This window comes from Rosistilla oblonga, from assembly GCF_007751715.1.
In the GTDB taxonomy this organism is placed as follows: Bacteria; Planctomycetota; Planctomycetia; order Pirellulales; family Pirellulaceae; genus Rosistilla; species Rosistilla oblonga.
In genome coordinates, this window is sequence record NZ_CP036292.1 from 3,556,729 (window position 1) to 3,572,264 (window position 15,536).

The window sequence follows — 15,536 nt, forward strand, 5'->3', positions numbered from 1 at the left end:
TACAATGGCGAGCAAATCTCTCTAGTTTCCCTCCCCTAAAAATCCGGCGGTGTTATGACACGATTGCTTGCGTTTGGTTGCGTTTTGAGTCTCTCGGTTTTCTGTTTCGTACAAACGTCCGCCGCCCAGTCGCCGGCCAAGATTCCACTCTGGGCCGACGGAGCTCCTGGTTCGGTCGACCGGATGAATGAACCGGAGAAGGTGGAAGGGACCAACGTCAGCAACGTGCACCATCCCTCGATCACTCCCTATTTACCCGCCGAAGGTGAAGCGACCGGGACGGCGATCTTGATCGCGCCCGGTGGTGGGCACAGTAAGCTTTGCTTGGGGCACGAAGGTGACGCGTTGGCGGAGTGGTTTGCGGAGCATGGGATCGCTGCGTTTGTGATGCGATATCGATTGTGCCGCGAGCCCGATTCCCACTACACGTTGGAAGGGCATGCGATGGACGACACTCGCCGGGCGATCCGTACGGTGCGAGCCAATGCGAAGGCGTGGAAGATCGATCCCAATCGGATCGGCATCGTCGGCTTCTCCGCCGGGGGAGAACTGGCCGCTTACGCAGCAATGCACCCCGAAGCAGGCGATCCGAAGAGCGATGATCCGATCGAACGTGTCAGCAGTCGCCCCGACTTCCAAGGATTGATCTATCCCGGCAAGTCGGCGACCTTCACCGTTGAGCCCGGCATGCCGCCGGCCTTTATCGCGTTTGGGTATCACGACCGCGAAGACATCGCCGTTGGAATGGCCAATGTCTATCTGCAATACAAAGCGGCTGGCGTTCCTTGCGAGATGCACGTCTACAGCAACGCAGGCCACGGATTCGGCTTCCGCCCCGGCACCACAACTGCCGCCGGAGACTGGCCCAAGCGGCTGTGCGAATGGCTAGTCGATACGAAGCTGTTAACGAAACAGCCGTAGGTCCTCGACGGAACTTAAACAACAAATCGACAGGGGAGGGAGTCTGTGAGCGGACGCTACAAAGATTGATTATCTTCCTGGAACACCGCCCACCCCCGAGCCAAGGCATTTCCAAGACACATCCACCAATCGTTTGCTCACCATTTGGCGTACCCAAGAACAAAACGACGCGATAAGCAGACACTTGCGGCGTATGTCTGTGGATGGGCTCGCCGTGGCCTCGCAACAGTCGCAACGCTATTTGGGTAGCGCGTAAAGGAACCCAACATGGCTTTTATCGGAACGATGGAATCAGCCAACATGGTCCAGAAATTCGAGCACCGCGCCGGCGAACTCTTCGGGAGCGTCTTGGGGGACCCAGTGGGAACAGTTTTCAACAGCATGCAATTTTGCATTGGGCATATCTTTGACCAACTGTTCCGCCGTGGAGACAGGCTGCCACTGATCGTCGACGCCCCACAGCAGCAGCGTGGGTTGCGTCAACTGTTTTATGCGGTCTGTTAACTTCGTGGTGTGGTTGGTGTTTAGGCTCGCGGCGTTGCGAACCAAGCTGACGATTCCATCGGGTTCTAGATAAGGCTTCGCGATGCCTGTTCGGAATTCGTCGGTCAGTCGGTCCGGTCGCGATAGTCCAACATCGAGCGCCTTCTCCATCAACTGCTTCACGTCCTCCGGGGCCATCTTCGCGTTGCGAGGGTGTCCTAGCTGGAGCATCTCGTCGATGGGCCAGCTGTCGTACGCGACGCTGTTTGAAAGTACCATTGTACGGACGAGGTCCGGCGACCGATCGGCTAAGATTAGCGCGACACCGCCACCAATGTCATGGGCGACGAAATGTGCGGTGGGTATGCCGAGCTTGTCGAGGAAGCGTTCGATCATGTCGGCTTGAACCTCGATCGACCGGTCGAAGCGATCGCGGTGGTCGCTGTATCCATATCCGATTAGGTCCGGAGCGATAACGCGGTAGCGCTGCGACAGCGGATCGATAATCTCATGAAAGAGGAACGACCACGTTGGTATGCCGTGCAACAACAGCAACGGCTCGCCGACGCCGACGTCCGTATAGGCGACGGTCACCGGTTCGTCGATGATCCCGTCGATCGTGATGTTCTTTTGACGTTGTCGGAAGGTTTGAAAATCCATGCTGGAACTCCTGTCACAAGATTGAGGTTTCGAATCGCAGATGCGCTAACGGCGTGACGGGAGCGTGCAGACACAATCGCCTGCACGAAGAGGAGATGCGAAGGCTCGCTACTTCGCCGCCACAGGTTTAGTCTTCTGCAAAACCTGCACCAGTTCCGAAAGATCTTTGACGACGTAGTCGGGTCGTGGGGCGTTGGGATACAGCGTCTTGCCTGGGCGAGCGACGAAGGCGGTCTGTAGACCTACGTTGGTCGCTCCCGCAATATCCCAGGCATGCGCGGCGACCATCAAAACCTCTTCGGGGCGGACGCCGAGATCTTTTAGTACCATCCGGTAGGTATCGGGATGCGGTTTGTACTTTTTGAGACTCTCAACCGTGTAACGCTTTTCAAACAGCTCGGTCAGCCCCGCGTTATTGAACTGCGTTTCAACCCCCGCAGCCGATGAATTGGTAAGGCTGACGATCTTGTATCCCGACTTCGACAGCGAAGTGATTCCGACGACGACGTCGGCGTGTGGCGGCAGCGAGCGAAGCGGCGTTACGATCGCGGCTTTGGCAGTGTCGTAATCGAGGTCGATTCCCTGCGTCTTGGCCACCATCATCAGCGCCGCGGTACCGATCTCGCCGAAGTGGTGATAGTTGTCGGTGAGTGTTTCGACCAACGAGTAGTGCAACATCGTCGAGAACCACAGCGGCAGGAGGTCTTCGCGACCGCCGAGAGCCTTGCCAACTGAAGTCTTCAACGGCGAGAGATCGAGCAACGTTTCGTTGACGTCGAAGATGATGACTTTGGGCCTGGGCATCTCGGCTCCTGATTCGTTTGCCGTGCTCGACGACTTGTCGGTCGGGGCGTCTTGAGCGCGAGTGGTGTTACTGGTGAGTGCCAGTGCACAGAATGTCAGTGCGATCGTGAAAAGTGTGCGTTTCATAATGGTCTTGCAATTTGCCGGTAAGGAATCGTGAGTTGACTGAATCCTGCGTGTGAAACGCAGGACCGTTTGGTATTCGAGAGTGCGTGAAATTACGCGGGGCTCTCTTGCATGTCCGCTTCGATGACATTTTCGGAGAAGCTTTGGTAGGCACCGCCGATCTGTTGGGCGACGGGATCGGGCCAAGCGTGGAACCGCCCTTCCGCAAGGGCGTTGAAAATTTCGGTTGCTACCGACGACGGCGACGCGGCATCGTCGAACCCGGCTGCCGCCCCCATGTCGGTATCGATCGGGCCGGGATGGACGCTCACTACCTGAGTGCCCTGTTCCCGCAATGTTTCACGCAGCCCTTGGGTGATCGAATAACTGGCTGCCTTCGAGGCGCAGTAGGTGGCGAAATCGGCGAAGGTCTTGACCGATGCGACGCTATTGAGTTGCACGAACGCTCCACCGCCGTTGGCTTTTAGGACGGGAGCAAACGCTTGGGCGACGCGGAGCAAACCGTAGACGTTGGCGTTCATTTCGAACTGCAACGATTCCACCGCATCGGCTGCGACTGCCGAAGAAGTTTTGAGGACGCCCGCATTATTTATGACAACGTCGACGTCGGTTGCGGTTTCAGCGGCCGCAGTGATCGATGAGGGATCATCGAGGTCGATGCGGATCGGAACGACCTTGTCGCCATGCTCGGCGACGAGTGACGCCGCCGAATCCACGTTTCGAACCGCTGCGTAGACCTTGGCGGCTCCTCGATGCAAAGCCTCTTCCAAGATCGCTTTGCCAATTCCGCGATTCGCACCGGTAACCAAAACTGTCTTGTTTGTTACGTCAAATGTCATTTTGTTTCTCCAAGAGGAAGCTCGACTGAGCACTGTGTAGTTGGTGTGGACTCGTAAAATTGGAAACTCTTCCCCCTCTTCAAACGTCAGTTGGAGGAGGGTCTAACTAGCGAAGCGATGTTCGGGGAGGCGCGTCGCCGTCGCTTCCGTTGTGCTTGTTGTCTTATTCAGCCCTCCGCGCAAAACTCGCTAAACGCTCGTTTTTCGACCCTCCCTGCTTCGCCAGGTGGGTGAAGTGTGTTGGCATGTGCAATTGTCACTGGACGCGTTCGGTTTCGGCGGTCCATTCGTTTTTCGCGAACGCAGCGTCTACAGGCGTTTGGGCGACGTGGTTTGTGTAGTTGGAAAGGACCTTGTAAGCCGTTCCGACGATTACATCGAAGACCGTCTGTTTGGTGCATCCAGCGGCCAACAACGCATCGATGTCGCTCTGCTCGATCCAGCCCCGTTTTTCGTTGACCTGTTCCGCAAAGACTCGCAGTGCTTCCAGCTTTGGATCCGCAATCGGTGTGCCATCGCGGAGTGCGGTGATCACATCGTCGGGAACCTTACCCGCCTGCATGATCGACGTGTGGGCAGCCATGCAGTACGTGCAACCGTTGAGCCGATTGTTGGTCATCGCGATGATCTGCCGCTCGGTCGTGCTGAGGTCGGTTTTTGTGTCAAAGATCGCGGAGACCGTACGGTAGGCTTCCAACAACGCTGGCGATTCCGCCATCACGCCGTGCAGATTCGGCACAAAGCCATATAGTCTTCTGGCTATGTTCCAGTTGTGGCTTGCTCGCTTGAGGAGCGGACTCGATCGTGTGGACGTTGAAGTCGGTCATCGTTAAGTTCTCCGTTGTTTGGACTGCTCGGTACAGACTTGCTGAAAAAAAGAGGTGACCCCGCCGGTATCCTCTTGGCTTTGCTGCGTCGCACGTGGGGAAAACGCTTCTCTCGCTACTAATTCACTCTATGGAGTCTGTACCGAGCGGTCAAGACTTTAGCTGAAGGAAGGCGAATCTCGCAGCACCGAACGTTGCGAAGCAGATGCCGAGCCGAAGGTCTGCGAAATGAGAGGCGATGGAGCCGGACAGTTGGGTTATGGACGAACTTCAGCCTAGTGATACTTTCATAAGGCTCGGCGAGTGACGTTTTGGAACCTCGGCTGCAGCGCGAGCTGACGCTATGCAAAGCGATCGATGATCGTGACGCCAGTCCCTTGATGTCGATCCATCGCCGGCAGTGCGTTGACGGCGTCGGACAAGGGGATCCTGGATCCAATCAGTTTTTCCGGTTTCAGTTTTCCAGCGGCGATCATTGCAAGCATCGCCGGATAGCGGTGCGCTTGCATCCCGTGGCTCCCCAGAATTTCCAACTCGCCAGCGATGACTTTGTCCATCGGAACCGCAGGATGTTTGTGGTCGGCAAGCATTAATCCAACCTGCACGTGTTTGCCTCGCTTTCGCAGGCAAGCGACTGAGTTGAAGCAAGTTGTTGGGCTTCCTAGAGCGTCGATCGAGACATCGGCTCCCCCGCCGGTGATCGCTTGAATTTCAGCGACAACGTCCTCCGTGTTTTGCGCATTGACGGTCGCGACTGCGCCGACGGTTCGCGCAAATTCCAGCTTTTGATCGTCGATATCGATCGCGATCGCATGGGCACCCATTGCGTTTGCGATCATGATCGCGGAGAGTCCGACGCCACCGGCTCCATGTACGGCGACCCATTGTCCGCCGCGAACCTGCCCCTGATCGACGATCGCTCGGAACGCGGTGGCAAACCGGCAGCCCAGACTGGCGGCGGTCGCGAAATCGATCGTCTCGGGAATTGCGACGAGATTCGCGTCGGCGTAATCGATCGCGACGTATTGGGCAAAGCTGCCCCAGTGCGTGAATCCGGGTTGGAACTGACGGTCGCAGACCTGTTGGTGTCCGGCGGAACATTGCGGACAACTGCCGCAACCGCAGACAAAAGGAAGCGTCACGCGTTGGCCGACTCGCCAAGAACCAACGTCGCTGCCGACCGCTTCGATCACTCCGGCCAACTCGTGCCCCGGGACATGTGGCAACCGGATATCGGGATCGTGCCCCATCCAGCCGTGCCAGTCGCTGCGGCACAGTCCGGTAGCTTCGACGCGGATCACGACCCCTCGCTTGGTCGGCGTCGGATCGGGCACGGTCTCGATCGATATCGGACCGCCAAACTCGCTGTAGATCGCTGCTTTCATCGTCTCTCTGGTTCCTGTTAATTCCACGCTCGACTTGCAACACCGAGCATCGTACGCCAGGCAAAAAATGATTGCACCGTCGGTGCGGACGCCCCGTGAGCCTGGCACGGACGGATGATAGCTGAAATTAAAACATTGATTTGCCCTGATCGCGAACCGACGCATCGCAAGGGCTATTCAGTCCTGCAAGATGGATATGATTTCCATCGGTTTGGTCACAAGCCGAGCAATACATCTCTAAAACAGTTTGATGTTGGCGGCTTTCTTGTGAAGCCAATCGAATGCCAAAACTCCGGTTCTTGATCGTGCAACCATTGAGCAATCGCAGTGCATCCTTTTGCTCCGGTTAAGAGCCCACAAATGATCGCCGCCAGCATGGCAGCTAAAGAATGGCGTCGTCCCTTTCGCCCGCGATAGTCGGGAATTGCTGCCAAGATGGCCAGCAAACTACCAGCAGCGGGAACTTTCACAGTCGTCTCTCCGCAGGTTGAATGCAACTCCATTAACCTCGACGGAGAACACTACGCAGCAAGTCCCACAAATGCAAACACTGAATAGCCCTGTGATCAAATCGAGCCCCATCTAACGACGATCGCCCTATCACGCTAAAATCGGGCTTCTTGCAGAGCCAGCCTATCTAAAGTTCCCACGCATGCTTTCTGACGACGAGAAAAAGAAGCTCAACAACCGACTCCGGCGTGTCATCGGACAAGTCGAAGCGGTTGGTCGTATGATCGAGGACGAAGAGTATTGCGTCGACATTTTGATGCAGTTGTCGGCTGCGACGGGAGCACTCAATAAGGTCGGCCAGATCGTGCTGGAACAACACGTCAAGAGCTGCGTCAGCGATGCGATCGAACGTGGAAACGCCCAAGACCGCGACGAGAAGATCGAAGAGCTGATGAAGGTGTTTCGTAAGTACTCCGAGTGAGCAGAGCGGGGCAGGGAGCTGAAAAAGGCAGGGACGGCGTGGTGACGTCATCACTTGCGTGAATCAGCCGCGACACCGTCCCCGCGTAGACGAGATCGGGAGTCGTGAGTGGGGGAGTCTGGGAGAACAATTTGCTCCCCATCTCCCCCACTCCCAGCTCCCCTACTTAATCAGCGGAGCTTCGACTCCTTTTGATTTCAAGACAGCCAACCACTTGTTCGGCTCGGCTGCGATCTTCTTTGCGCAACCGGGGCAACAGATGTAGATCGCTTTACCGGCCGCGTTCACTTTGTATGGTCCGCCCATCGCATCGAGCGGTTCGTCCATCACGGGGCACTTTTTCTGTGCTGCAATGAAAGGTGCGTCGGCCGCGACCACTTTGAAGATGCCCTCACGAACTTGTTCGGTTCCTGCAACAACACTCCCGGACTCCTCGGTTCCCCCACTCCCCATCTGCTTTCCGTAAACCATCGCCAGATACTTCGCAGGCTCGGCTTGAACCTTCTTGATACAGCCTTTGCAGCAAAGATAGATTGGTTTGCCGCCAACCATGACCTTGATCGGGGTTCCCATGCCACCGAGCGGTTCGTCCATCACGGGGCAAGCCTTCTGGGCAGCGATGGCCGCAGCGTCGGCTTGTGTCGCCGTGGTGACCGTGATTTGTGGACGACCGGTGGCATACTTAGCCGGGTTTGATTTAACTGCGTCGACGCAGCCCGCACAGCAAACGTAGAGTTTCTGCCCATTGATATCGACGGCGACGGGATCGCCCATGCTGCCGAGCGGCTTGCCGCTGACGGGACATATCTTTTGACGCCCAATCGCGGCAGCGGCCAATTGCTGTTCGCTGGCAGGAACCGTGGCGACTTCGTTGAAACTAACGACGCTTCCGCCCGCCGCTTTCATCCCGACCAACTGAATTTCGACGTCAATCTGTCGCCCAGCAAGCTGTGAAAGATTGACTGGAGCGGTCAGGGCCCCTTTGCCGTCGGGAAGCAAGTCGTAGCGATAGCGTTTCGCATGACCCTCGACTCGAACCGAGGCGGCTCCCCGTCCTTGATCGACTGAGACGGGGTGACCGGTTCGGTCGTAGACGAACATTCGCAGCCCCCCCTGTGAAACAATCGTTTCGATTTGCAAGTTGTCGGTTTGCTTCAAGCTGCCACCATGCGGCCCCGCTTGATTTATTTCGCGAGCCTTCGTCGTGCCGGTCGTCGCATGGTTGTGTCCCGCGTGATGATCCTGCGACTGAATCGTTTGCCCAAACACTGACGATGTGGAAATCGCGAGTGAGAAAGCAGTGATAATGAGTGTCCGTTTCATGTGAGAACTCCGTTGTGAAAGTTAGGACCCATCCGTTGCGTCCGTCGATCTAGGTGAGGTTGATTGATTGGATGCCCGAGTTGTGACTTTCTTCACGGGCAAACTGAAAATTAGGTATGAGTCGGGAGTGAAGGAGAGGGGAGTAATCGTGCATCTCGTTCTCTCCCAACTCCCACTTCCCTTGCTTCCTCAAAAAGCTCGTCTTGAAATCCGAATCGCATTTTTAATTCCAGATATCCGCTATAAAGCGTCGGCACGATGAAAGAGGTGAACGGTTCGGCAAGCATGCCACCGAACACCGGGATCGCCATCGCTCGGGCAACGTCAGCACCGCGGCCCGTCGCAATCAAGACCGGGAGCAACGCGGCGAGCGTCGTCACCGTCGTCATCATGCAGGGGCGAATACGTTTTAGGCCCGCTTCATAAACCACATTGCGAATGTCTTCGACCGATTTGATTTTGCGTTTCTTCAGAAGTTGATGGATGTAGGTTGCCATCACGACGCCATCGTCGACCGCGAGCCCGAATAGCGCGATGAAACCCACCCACACCGCCGTGTTGAGTTCCACGTCCATCGTGGCGACCGCGATCATCCCGCCCGCGAACGCGACGGGGATACCGGAAAAAACAGCCAACGAAATCGCGAAGTTTCGGAACTCAAGATAAATCAACAGCAAGTTGATGCTGATCACCAATGGAATGATCCACATCAGTCGCAGGTTTGCTTCAATCTGGTTTCGGAAACTGCCAACGGCTTCGAGGGAATACCCGGCGGGGAGGTTTAGAGTGGGAGCCGGAGAGTCGCGGAGACTGGTACCACCCGAGTCGTCTCCCACTCTCCCCATCTCCCATTGCTCGCCTTTCCCCATCTGCGCTTCCCTTAACTGATCTTCAATTGCTTCAACCGACTCCAGATCCCCTTTAACGCCGTTGGTCATGAAGGAAACATGAGCAACCAACCGTCCGTTTTCGCTGTTGATCGCCCCCGGCCCCCAAGTCGTCTCGAGCTTCGCGAATTCTTCTAGCGGGACAACGGCGCCGGATTGCGTGACGATTGGCAAACGTTTTAGGCCGTCGATCTGTTCACGCAGGTCGCGGTTGTATCGAAGCCGCACGGGATAACGCTCTCGCCCTTCGACCGTCTTAATAAGATTCATTCCACCGAGCGCCGTTTCGATGACTTGGTTCACCATCGACGAACTCATTCCGTACCGCGATGCCGCCTCGCGATCGACAGTGAACTCGACGTACGGTTTGCCGAGTACGATGTCGGGATTGACGGTGCCGGCGTTGATCAACGGTGACTTCTTTAGCTCTGCGGCAACGTCCATCGCGGCGTCGGCAAGCGTCTCCAACTCATCTCCATACACACGGATGGCCATTGGAGCCTTGATTCCCGATTGCAACATCACAACGCGGCCTTCGATCGGTTGCAGCGCCGAAGCGGGTGTGACGCCCGGTAGGGTTGCGACGCGGTTGATTTCTTCCCACACATCGCGGGCGGTCACCCCTTCTCGCCACTCGCTTTCGGGTTTCAGCATCACATACGTTTCGACCATCGCCGCCGGAGCGGGATCGAGTGCAGACTCCACACGGCCGATCTTGCCTAGCACATCTTTGACCTCGGGAATTTGGCCGATCAGAACATCCTGCGTCTGCAGCACCTGCATCGCTTGCGAAAAACTGGCCGCTGGGTAAAGCGTCGGCATGTAAAACCAACTTCCTTCGTCCAGCGCGATCCAGTCGTCGCTTTGCAAACCGGTGAAGACATGCTTGGCATCAACGTAGCCAGGAAAATCATTCAGATCAGCACCAAACAGATTCGCAACTTTCTCGATGGGGCGCAGCACGGTCGGCATCCCGACGTAGGCCCCTACGCCGACGACCAACAGCACAGCCGGAAAAGAGAGAGCAATTGCTTTGTAATTCAGAGCATGTCGCAGTCGCGCCGCGTATATCCAGCGGACAAAGCGGCTCGACGGAATCTCTTCGATCGGCCGAATCCGTTCTCGCATCAACTGCCAACCGCCAATGAAGCCGATTGTGGCTGCGATCGCGGTCACAATCCAAGTCTCGAAGCCAAACCGTTCTGCAAGTCGCGATCCCCATAGAAAATGCGCCGCGGCACCGAGCAATCCGGAGAGCGACAACGCAGCAACCAACGCGGTTGTTTTACGACGCACATTGCTTCGCAGCATCAAACGACACAATGCCGGTACGATCGTGACGGCAACGATCATTGCTGCAGCGATCGCAAAAGTCTTGGTGTAAGCCAGGGGGGAAAACAGTTTGTAATCGCGGCCGGTCAAAAAGAAGACTGGCAGGAAGCTGACGATGGTTGTCGCCACGGCGGTCACGACGGCGGGTGCGACTTCGATGGTCGCGTCGTAGACGACGGCTGCGCGAGTAGGGGAGGTGGGAGGTGGGAGTGAGGGAGAGGCTTCCTGACTCCCAACTCCTCCTCTGCCAACTCGCTTTTCCCACTCAGCCAGATGCTGGTAGATGTTCTCCGAAACGATGATCGCCATGTCGACCATGGTTCCAATCGCGATCGCGATCCCCGCTAGCGACATAATGTTCGCACCAACGCCGACAACTCGCATCGCAATGAACGACATCAGCACGGCTGCTGGTAAACAAATTGCGACAACAAAGCTGCTGCGGATGTGCAACAAGAACAACAGGATGATGATCGCTGTGATGATGATTTCGTCGCGCAACGCGTGCGTAAGAGTCTCCATCGTTTCGTCGATCAGGCCGCTGCGATCGTAGACGCCATGGATCGTCACGCCTTGCAGCGATGGCGTGATCGCAGCAATCTTCTCTTTCACTCGGTCGATCACAACTCGCGGGTTCTCGCCGTAACGCATCACTACCACGCCACCAACCGCTTCAACTCCGTTGTAGTCCAACGCACCGCGGCGAAAGTCCGGGCCGATCTGCACATCGGCGACGTCGCGAACACGAACGGGAACCCCGTCGCGCTGCATGATGACGGTCTCTTCGATATCCTCGACCGCTTTGTCCTTGTCACCGCCAGATCCGAGGAAACCCTTGCTGCGGACGATAAACTCCATACCGGTCGTTTCAACTGTCTTCGCCCCGACGTCCAAGTTCGATCCATTGATCGCCATCGCCAGCTTATCTAACGACACGTTGTGAAAGCGAAGCTTGTCGGGATCGACTTCGATTTGATACTGGCGAACGTAACCGCCAATCGAAGCAACTTCGCTGACGCCCTCGACAGCTTGCAATTCATATTTCACGACGAAGTCTTGCATGCTGCGAAGTTCTGCCAGGCCCATGCCTGCGTCGGGTGGCTGTAACGTGTAGTAATAGACCTGGCCGAGTCCCGTCGCGTCGGGGCCAAGTTGCGGAACGACGCCATCGGGAAGCTGAGACGCGGCGCTGCCCAATTGCTCGGAGACGCGGCTGCGAGCCCAATAGAAATCGATCTCGTCTTTGAATGTCACCTGCACAAAGCTGTAACCGAACATACTCTTGCCACGCACCGATTCAGCACCGGGAACAGCAAGCAGTGAAACACTCAATGGATACGTGACTTGGTCCTCGATGTCCTTGGGGGACCGTCCAGGCCAAGGCGTCAACACGATGACTTGGTTCTCGCCGATGTTCGGAATCGCGTCGATTGGGATGGACTTGAAACTGATCCAGCCGGCGATGCTGAGACCGACGGTTAGCAAGACGACGAGCCAGGGTTCTTTCACGCAGAAGCGAATCAGGTGGTTAAGCATCTTTGGACTCCGCTGCAGAGGAGGGGGAGTCAGGGAGATCGGGAGATGGGGAGAGCAGCGCGTATTGATCGATCACTCGAGATTCATGCGCGATTCCATAACGGCTCTCAGATTCCCGTACTCCCTCCCTGCCAGCCTTCCCCGCTTCTCTGCTTTTCAAGTCACACCAATTCGATGAACCGTGAATCATCTTCACGATCATCCGAAGAATCTCTTCGTAGTATGCACTCGCTTTGGAAGCAGTCTCGTCATCAATGTAGCCATGCGCACTGGCGTATTCGATCCAAACTTGCGTTTCGGCGGCTTCGGCTTCGGCGATATTTAACGTGCTGCAAAAGTGTTTTTGATAACGTCGCTTTCGCCATGCCTCAGCGATGTTGGCACTCACGCTACGCGAAGACCTCCGCACTTGATCCGTCAGCGAATACATCTCCTCGCGAGGGAACGTCTGCGACAATTCAAACACTCGCTTCCCCGCCGCAAACGACTTCTGATACACGATCAAATCGCGATGGCTATAGATACGATCACTCATTTCGACTCACCTCCCCATCTCCCCATCTCCCCATCTCCCCATCTCCCCATCTCCCCATCTCCCCATCTCCCCATCTCCCCGACTCCCCGACTAACTCCCCACACGTCAGCATCTCGCTGCCCCAATACGGGTTCTGCAATTCGCCGCCGGGTTGCATCCAGTCGCCTCCGCCGCCAGGAACCATCGGGCAGTAGTAATGCGTAAGCTTCTCGGCCGTCTTCTGGCCGCGAACAACCGTAGCCGCTTTCAACATCGCGTGGCTGACGCCACGATAGGCTTCGCGAGCGGTTTCCAGCGAGCCGTCCATGCGAGAGGCTGCGCGGCGAGCGGTCGCGAAGTTACGTTGCGCTCCATCGGGAACTTCGGGCGCCATTTCCAGTTCACGAAGTCCTGCGATAAGTGAATTCAGCACGACGGGCGGAGGCGTTTGGTCGGCGGCCATCGCACGTTGAATCTCAAAGTAGGCATCGTAAGTTCGATCGAGCGATTTCCCCGTGTCGTTAGTCAGCACAACGGGGTTGGCTTGAGGAAGTTCGAGTGGTCCTGGCGAATAGCTCGGTGCTTTTGTTGGGTCCATCAACGATGGATTTCCGGCGAGTTGCATTTGCGAGTCGATCAGGAAATTACCGCCTGTCGCAACCGTCTCACCAGCGGCCAATCCTTCGACAATGACCGCTTCCTTGCGATTCATCGGACCAACAGTGATTCGGCGAATCTCAAACCGTCCAGGCTCGGTCTCGACGTAGATCACACTGTTTTCACCGGCCAACAAGACGGCGTCTCGCGGAACGGTGACGACTTGCTGCATCGGCAACGGTTTATCCGCGAATCCGAGCTGCGATGTCGGAACCAAATCCATATCGCAAAGTGGGCATTTGCCTGGATCGTCGCGGATGACTTGCGGATGCATTGGGCTGATATATTTGTTCGCAAGCGCCGGATCGTAAACTTGATCCATCGGGATCGCGGGGACGGTGACGCGAGCCGTCGCGTAGTCCCCCGGTCGCAGCTTGCCATCAAAATTCATGATCTCGACGCGGACACGAACGGTTCGCGTCTTCGGGTTAACCGTCGGGTCGATGAAAGCAACTCGCCCGGTAAAGATTTCGCCCGGCATCGATTGGATTTCCGCTTCCACCTGCTGGCCAAATCGAACCGCCGAGGCGTCGTCGGGAAACAGATCCAACATCATCCAAACGCTACTCAGGTCGGCCACTCGGTAGAGCTTTTGTCCCGTTTTGACGTAGTCTCCTTCAACAGCTGACTTTTCGATTACCGTTCCACTCTGCGGGCTCTTGATGCGAACCCGCGACATGGGTTTGCCTGACTGCGCAAGTTGGTCGATCTGCGACTGCGTCATTCCAAGTTCTGCCAAATTCTCGCGAGCCATCGCGTTAAGGTCGCCGTCGTCCAACTGGAACCGACCGACCTTTCCGCCGCTGTTCATGCTGCTCACAAATTCGGTTTGCGCTGTGTACAGCTGTGGGCTGTAGAGCAACGCAAGGTCGTCGCCCTCGTTGACTTTCACGCCGGCGTAGTTGGCGTACATCTTTTCCAAACGCCCGTCGACGTAGGCACTGATCGTCGACAACCGGCTTTCATCGAAGTCGATCGATCCGATCGTGCGAATCGTTCGATTGACTTCACCCATGGTGGACATGGCGGTTTGAATGCCAACGAGCCGGCGGGCAGATGGTTCAATCGTGACCGAAATGCCGTCGCCTCCTCCGCCGCCGGTTGCTTCAACCAATTCCATCGCACAAACCGGGCAACGGCCTGGCTCCGTCGACGGTGGCGTACACATCATCGGACAAATGTATCGCTTGTCTTCGCCACCGCCGACTTCCGCCACGGCTGCGTCTTTGCCGCCCGAGAAACCATCAGCGGTCAACCACTTCGTTCGCTGTGCGACACCGAGCAAGAAGAACACGAGCCCGGCGACGACAACAACAGTTGCGGCCTGCACGCCAGTGCGCAACAGCCATGTCAAAGTGGAGGGGGAGTCTGGGAGTGAAGAAGTTTGGGAGACTGGGAGTGAAGGAGACGGGGAGCCCGTGGGCGCAACGTCTTCCAGACTCCCCCGCTCCCCATCTCCCTGACTCCCCGTCTTCTCATCTCCCATACTTCCCACAGCCACATCCGTGATGTCGGGTTCCGGTTCTTCGGTTCGCTTGTCTTCTTCCTGATTCATGTCAGTTCTCTATGCGTTCTACGGCACACGATGGTTCCAGCCACAATCGCCAATCGGTTTGGCGACTGATCCGCGATCTGCTATGCAGCGCCGATCGCAAACCAACCAATCACTTGACGGATTGGGTCGGTGGTTCTAATTGCTGTGGTAACGCGAAATGGATCGCGCAGGAATGCAACTCGGAAGGCCTCCGGCAGGATGAGCGCGCAGCATCGATCGCTGGAAAGCCAAGTTGGTGGTGAAGAACTGCGAGCGCGCAGTTCTCTCAAAGAGACGGCGCTAAATGCGCCAGATGCAGAGAATCCGCTGCGAGAAATGTGGAGACAGACTACCGATCGGCAATCGTAAGTTTCCATGGTCGGACAGGAGCGAAAAACCCGCTTCGGATTCGTTGTGATCCAAATAGGCAATCACCACCAAGTCTCGCTCTTGTGACACAGGCGACCGCTGAGGCGCAGGTGCTATCGGCTCCGAACGCACCCCACACCGGCAGGATGAAAACGAAGGTTGGCCGTTTGTCAAATCTTCGCCGTCACCCGGCGACAGCTTGCCAACCGAACCTTCGGAAGTGTCGTCGCGGTGCTCTTTTCCAGGCGTCTTGTCGCAGCAACCGCCCGGCTTGGACTCGATTCGGCTGCAGCAACCGCACAAGCCGCCATCGGTTCCGACTTCACAGCTTTTGCAAGCGTTGCAGCGAGTCTGTGCGTTACAGCACGCTCCATGAGCACATCCGGCGTGCGCAATCGCCATCGGCTG

General features: G+C 56.7%; 12 protein-coding genes. 2 read left to right on the top strand and 10 right to left on the bottom strand.

Translation table 11 applies throughout. From position 1 onward, the window contains the following. Positions 1-54 precede the first annotated feature (54 nt). Complete coding sequence (locus tag CA51_RS12685) at positions 55-921, top strand: alpha/beta hydrolase (protein ID WP_145121107.1); 867 nt, start codon at positions 55-57, stop codon at positions 919-921. A gap of 291 nt (positions 922-1,212) precedes the next feature. Here CA51_RS12685 and CA51_RS12690 read toward each other — a convergent pair whose 3' ends face one another. From CA51_RS12690 to CA51_RS12715, 6 genes are all read right to left on the bottom strand, one after another. Then, positions 1,213-2,064 carry an alpha/beta fold hydrolase gene (locus tag CA51_RS12690; protein WP_145121109.1) on the bottom strand — a complete coding sequence of 284 codons (852 nt, stop codon included), beginning with the start codon at positions 2,062-2,064 and terminating at the stop codon, positions 1,213-1,215. Positions 2,065-2,172: 108 nt separating this feature from the next. Then, positions 2,173-2,994 (bottom strand): haloacid dehalogenase type II, encoded by an 822-nt coding sequence (locus tag CA51_RS12695; protein WP_145121111.1) that lies wholly within the window; start codon positions 2,992-2,994, stop codon positions 2,173-2,175. 92 nt (positions 2,995-3,086) lie between these two features. Beyond that, positions 3,087-3,833 carry an SDR family oxidoreductase gene (locus tag CA51_RS12700; RefSeq protein WP_145121113.1) on the bottom strand — a complete coding sequence of 249 codons (747 nt, stop codon included), beginning with the start codon at positions 3,831-3,833 and terminating at the stop codon, positions 3,087-3,089. 256 nt (positions 3,834-4,089) lie between these two features. After that, positions 4,090-4,572: a carboxymuconolactone decarboxylase family protein gene (locus CA51_RS12705; protein WP_231746153.1), complete on the bottom strand. Its 483-nt coding sequence runs from the start codon at positions 4,570-4,572 to the stop codon at positions 4,090-4,092. A 429-nt stretch (positions 4,573-5,001) separates the two neighbouring features. Next, on the bottom strand, positions 5,002-6,045 hold the full coding sequence (locus CA51_RS12710) for a zinc-dependent alcohol dehydrogenase family protein (RefSeq protein ID WP_145121115.1): 1,044 nt from the start codon (positions 6,043-6,045) through the stop codon (positions 5,002-5,004). A 215-nt stretch (positions 6,046-6,260) separates the two neighbouring features. Beyond that, a complete protein-coding gene (locus tag CA51_RS12715) occupies positions 6,261-6,515 on the bottom strand; it encodes a transposase family protein (RefSeq protein WP_197451801.1) in 255 nt (84 codons plus the stop codon). A 182-nt stretch (positions 6,516-6,697) separates the two neighbouring features. Here CA51_RS12715 and CA51_RS12720 point away from each other — a divergent pair, with 182 nt between their 5' ends. After that, positions 6,698-6,976: a metal-sensitive transcriptional regulator gene (locus CA51_RS12720; protein WP_145121120.1), complete on the top strand. Its 279-nt coding sequence runs from the start codon at positions 6,698-6,700 to the stop codon at positions 6,974-6,976. A gap of 162 nt (positions 6,977-7,138) precedes the next feature. Here CA51_RS12720 and CA51_RS26170 read toward each other — a convergent pair whose 3' ends face one another. The 4 genes from CA51_RS26170 to CA51_RS12740 all read right to left on the bottom strand — a co-directional run bounded on the left by CA51_RS26170 (position 7,139) and on the right by CA51_RS12740 (position 14,555). Next, positions 7,139-8,299, bottom strand: coding sequence for a hypothetical protein (locus tag CA51_RS26170; RefSeq protein WP_231746154.1), 1,161 nt, complete (start codon positions 8,297-8,299; stop codon positions 7,139-7,141). 110 nt (positions 8,300-8,409) lie between these two features. Continuing rightward, a complete protein-coding gene (locus tag CA51_RS12730) occupies positions 8,410-12,054 on the bottom strand; it encodes an efflux RND transporter permease subunit (RefSeq protein WP_145121122.1) in 3,645 nt (1,214 codons plus the stop codon). Further along, entirely contained in the window at positions 12,047-12,589 is a 543-nt protein-coding gene (locus CA51_RS12735) for a four helix bundle protein (RefSeq protein ID WP_145121124.1), read from the bottom strand. The genes CA51_RS12730 and CA51_RS12735 overlap by 8 nt, the downstream gene beginning before the upstream one ends. After that, positions 12,582-14,555 carry a heavy metal-binding domain-containing protein gene (locus CA51_RS12740; protein WP_197451836.1) on the bottom strand — a complete coding sequence of 658 codons (1,974 nt, stop codon included), beginning with the start codon at positions 14,553-14,555 and terminating at the stop codon, positions 12,582-12,584. Before CA51_RS12740 ends, CA51_RS12735 begins: the two co-directional genes overlap by 8 nt. Positions 14,556-15,536: the final 981 nt, after the last annotated feature.

Excerpts from the sequence above, each read along its gene's own strand:
- CA51_RS12685 (WP_145121107.1), top strand. The coding sequence starts at position 55 with ATGACACGATTGCTTGCGTTTGGTTGCGTTTTGAGTCTCTCGGTTTTC.
- CA51_RS12690 (WP_145121109.1), bottom strand. The coding sequence starts at position 2,064 with ATGGATTTTCAAACCTTCCGACAACGTCAAAAGAACATCACGATCGAC.
- CA51_RS12695 (WP_145121111.1), bottom strand. The coding sequence starts at position 2,994 with ATGAAACGCACACTTTTCACGATCGCACTGACATTCTGTGCACTGGCA.
- CA51_RS12700 (WP_145121113.1), bottom strand. The coding sequence starts at position 3,833 with ATGACATTTGACGTAACAAACAAGACAGTTTTGGTTACCGGTGCGAAT.
- CA51_RS12710 (WP_145121115.1), bottom strand. The coding sequence starts at position 6,045 with ATGAAAGCAGCGATCTACAGCGAGTTTGGCGGTCCGATATCGATCGAG.
- CA51_RS12720 (WP_145121120.1), top strand. The coding sequence starts at position 6,698 with ATGCTTTCTGACGACGAGAAAAAGAAGCTCAACAACCGACTCCGGCGT.
- CA51_RS26170 (WP_231746154.1), bottom strand. The coding sequence starts at position 8,299 with ATGAAACGGACACTCATTATCACTGCTTTCTCACTCGCGATTTCCACA.
- CA51_RS12730 (WP_145121122.1), bottom strand. The coding sequence starts at position 12,054 with ATGCTTAACCACCTGATTCGCTTCTGCGTGAAAGAACCCTGGCTCGTC.
- CA51_RS12735 (WP_145121124.1), bottom strand. The coding sequence starts at position 12,589 with ATGAGTGATCGTATCTATAGCCATCGCGATTTGATCGTGTATCAGAAG.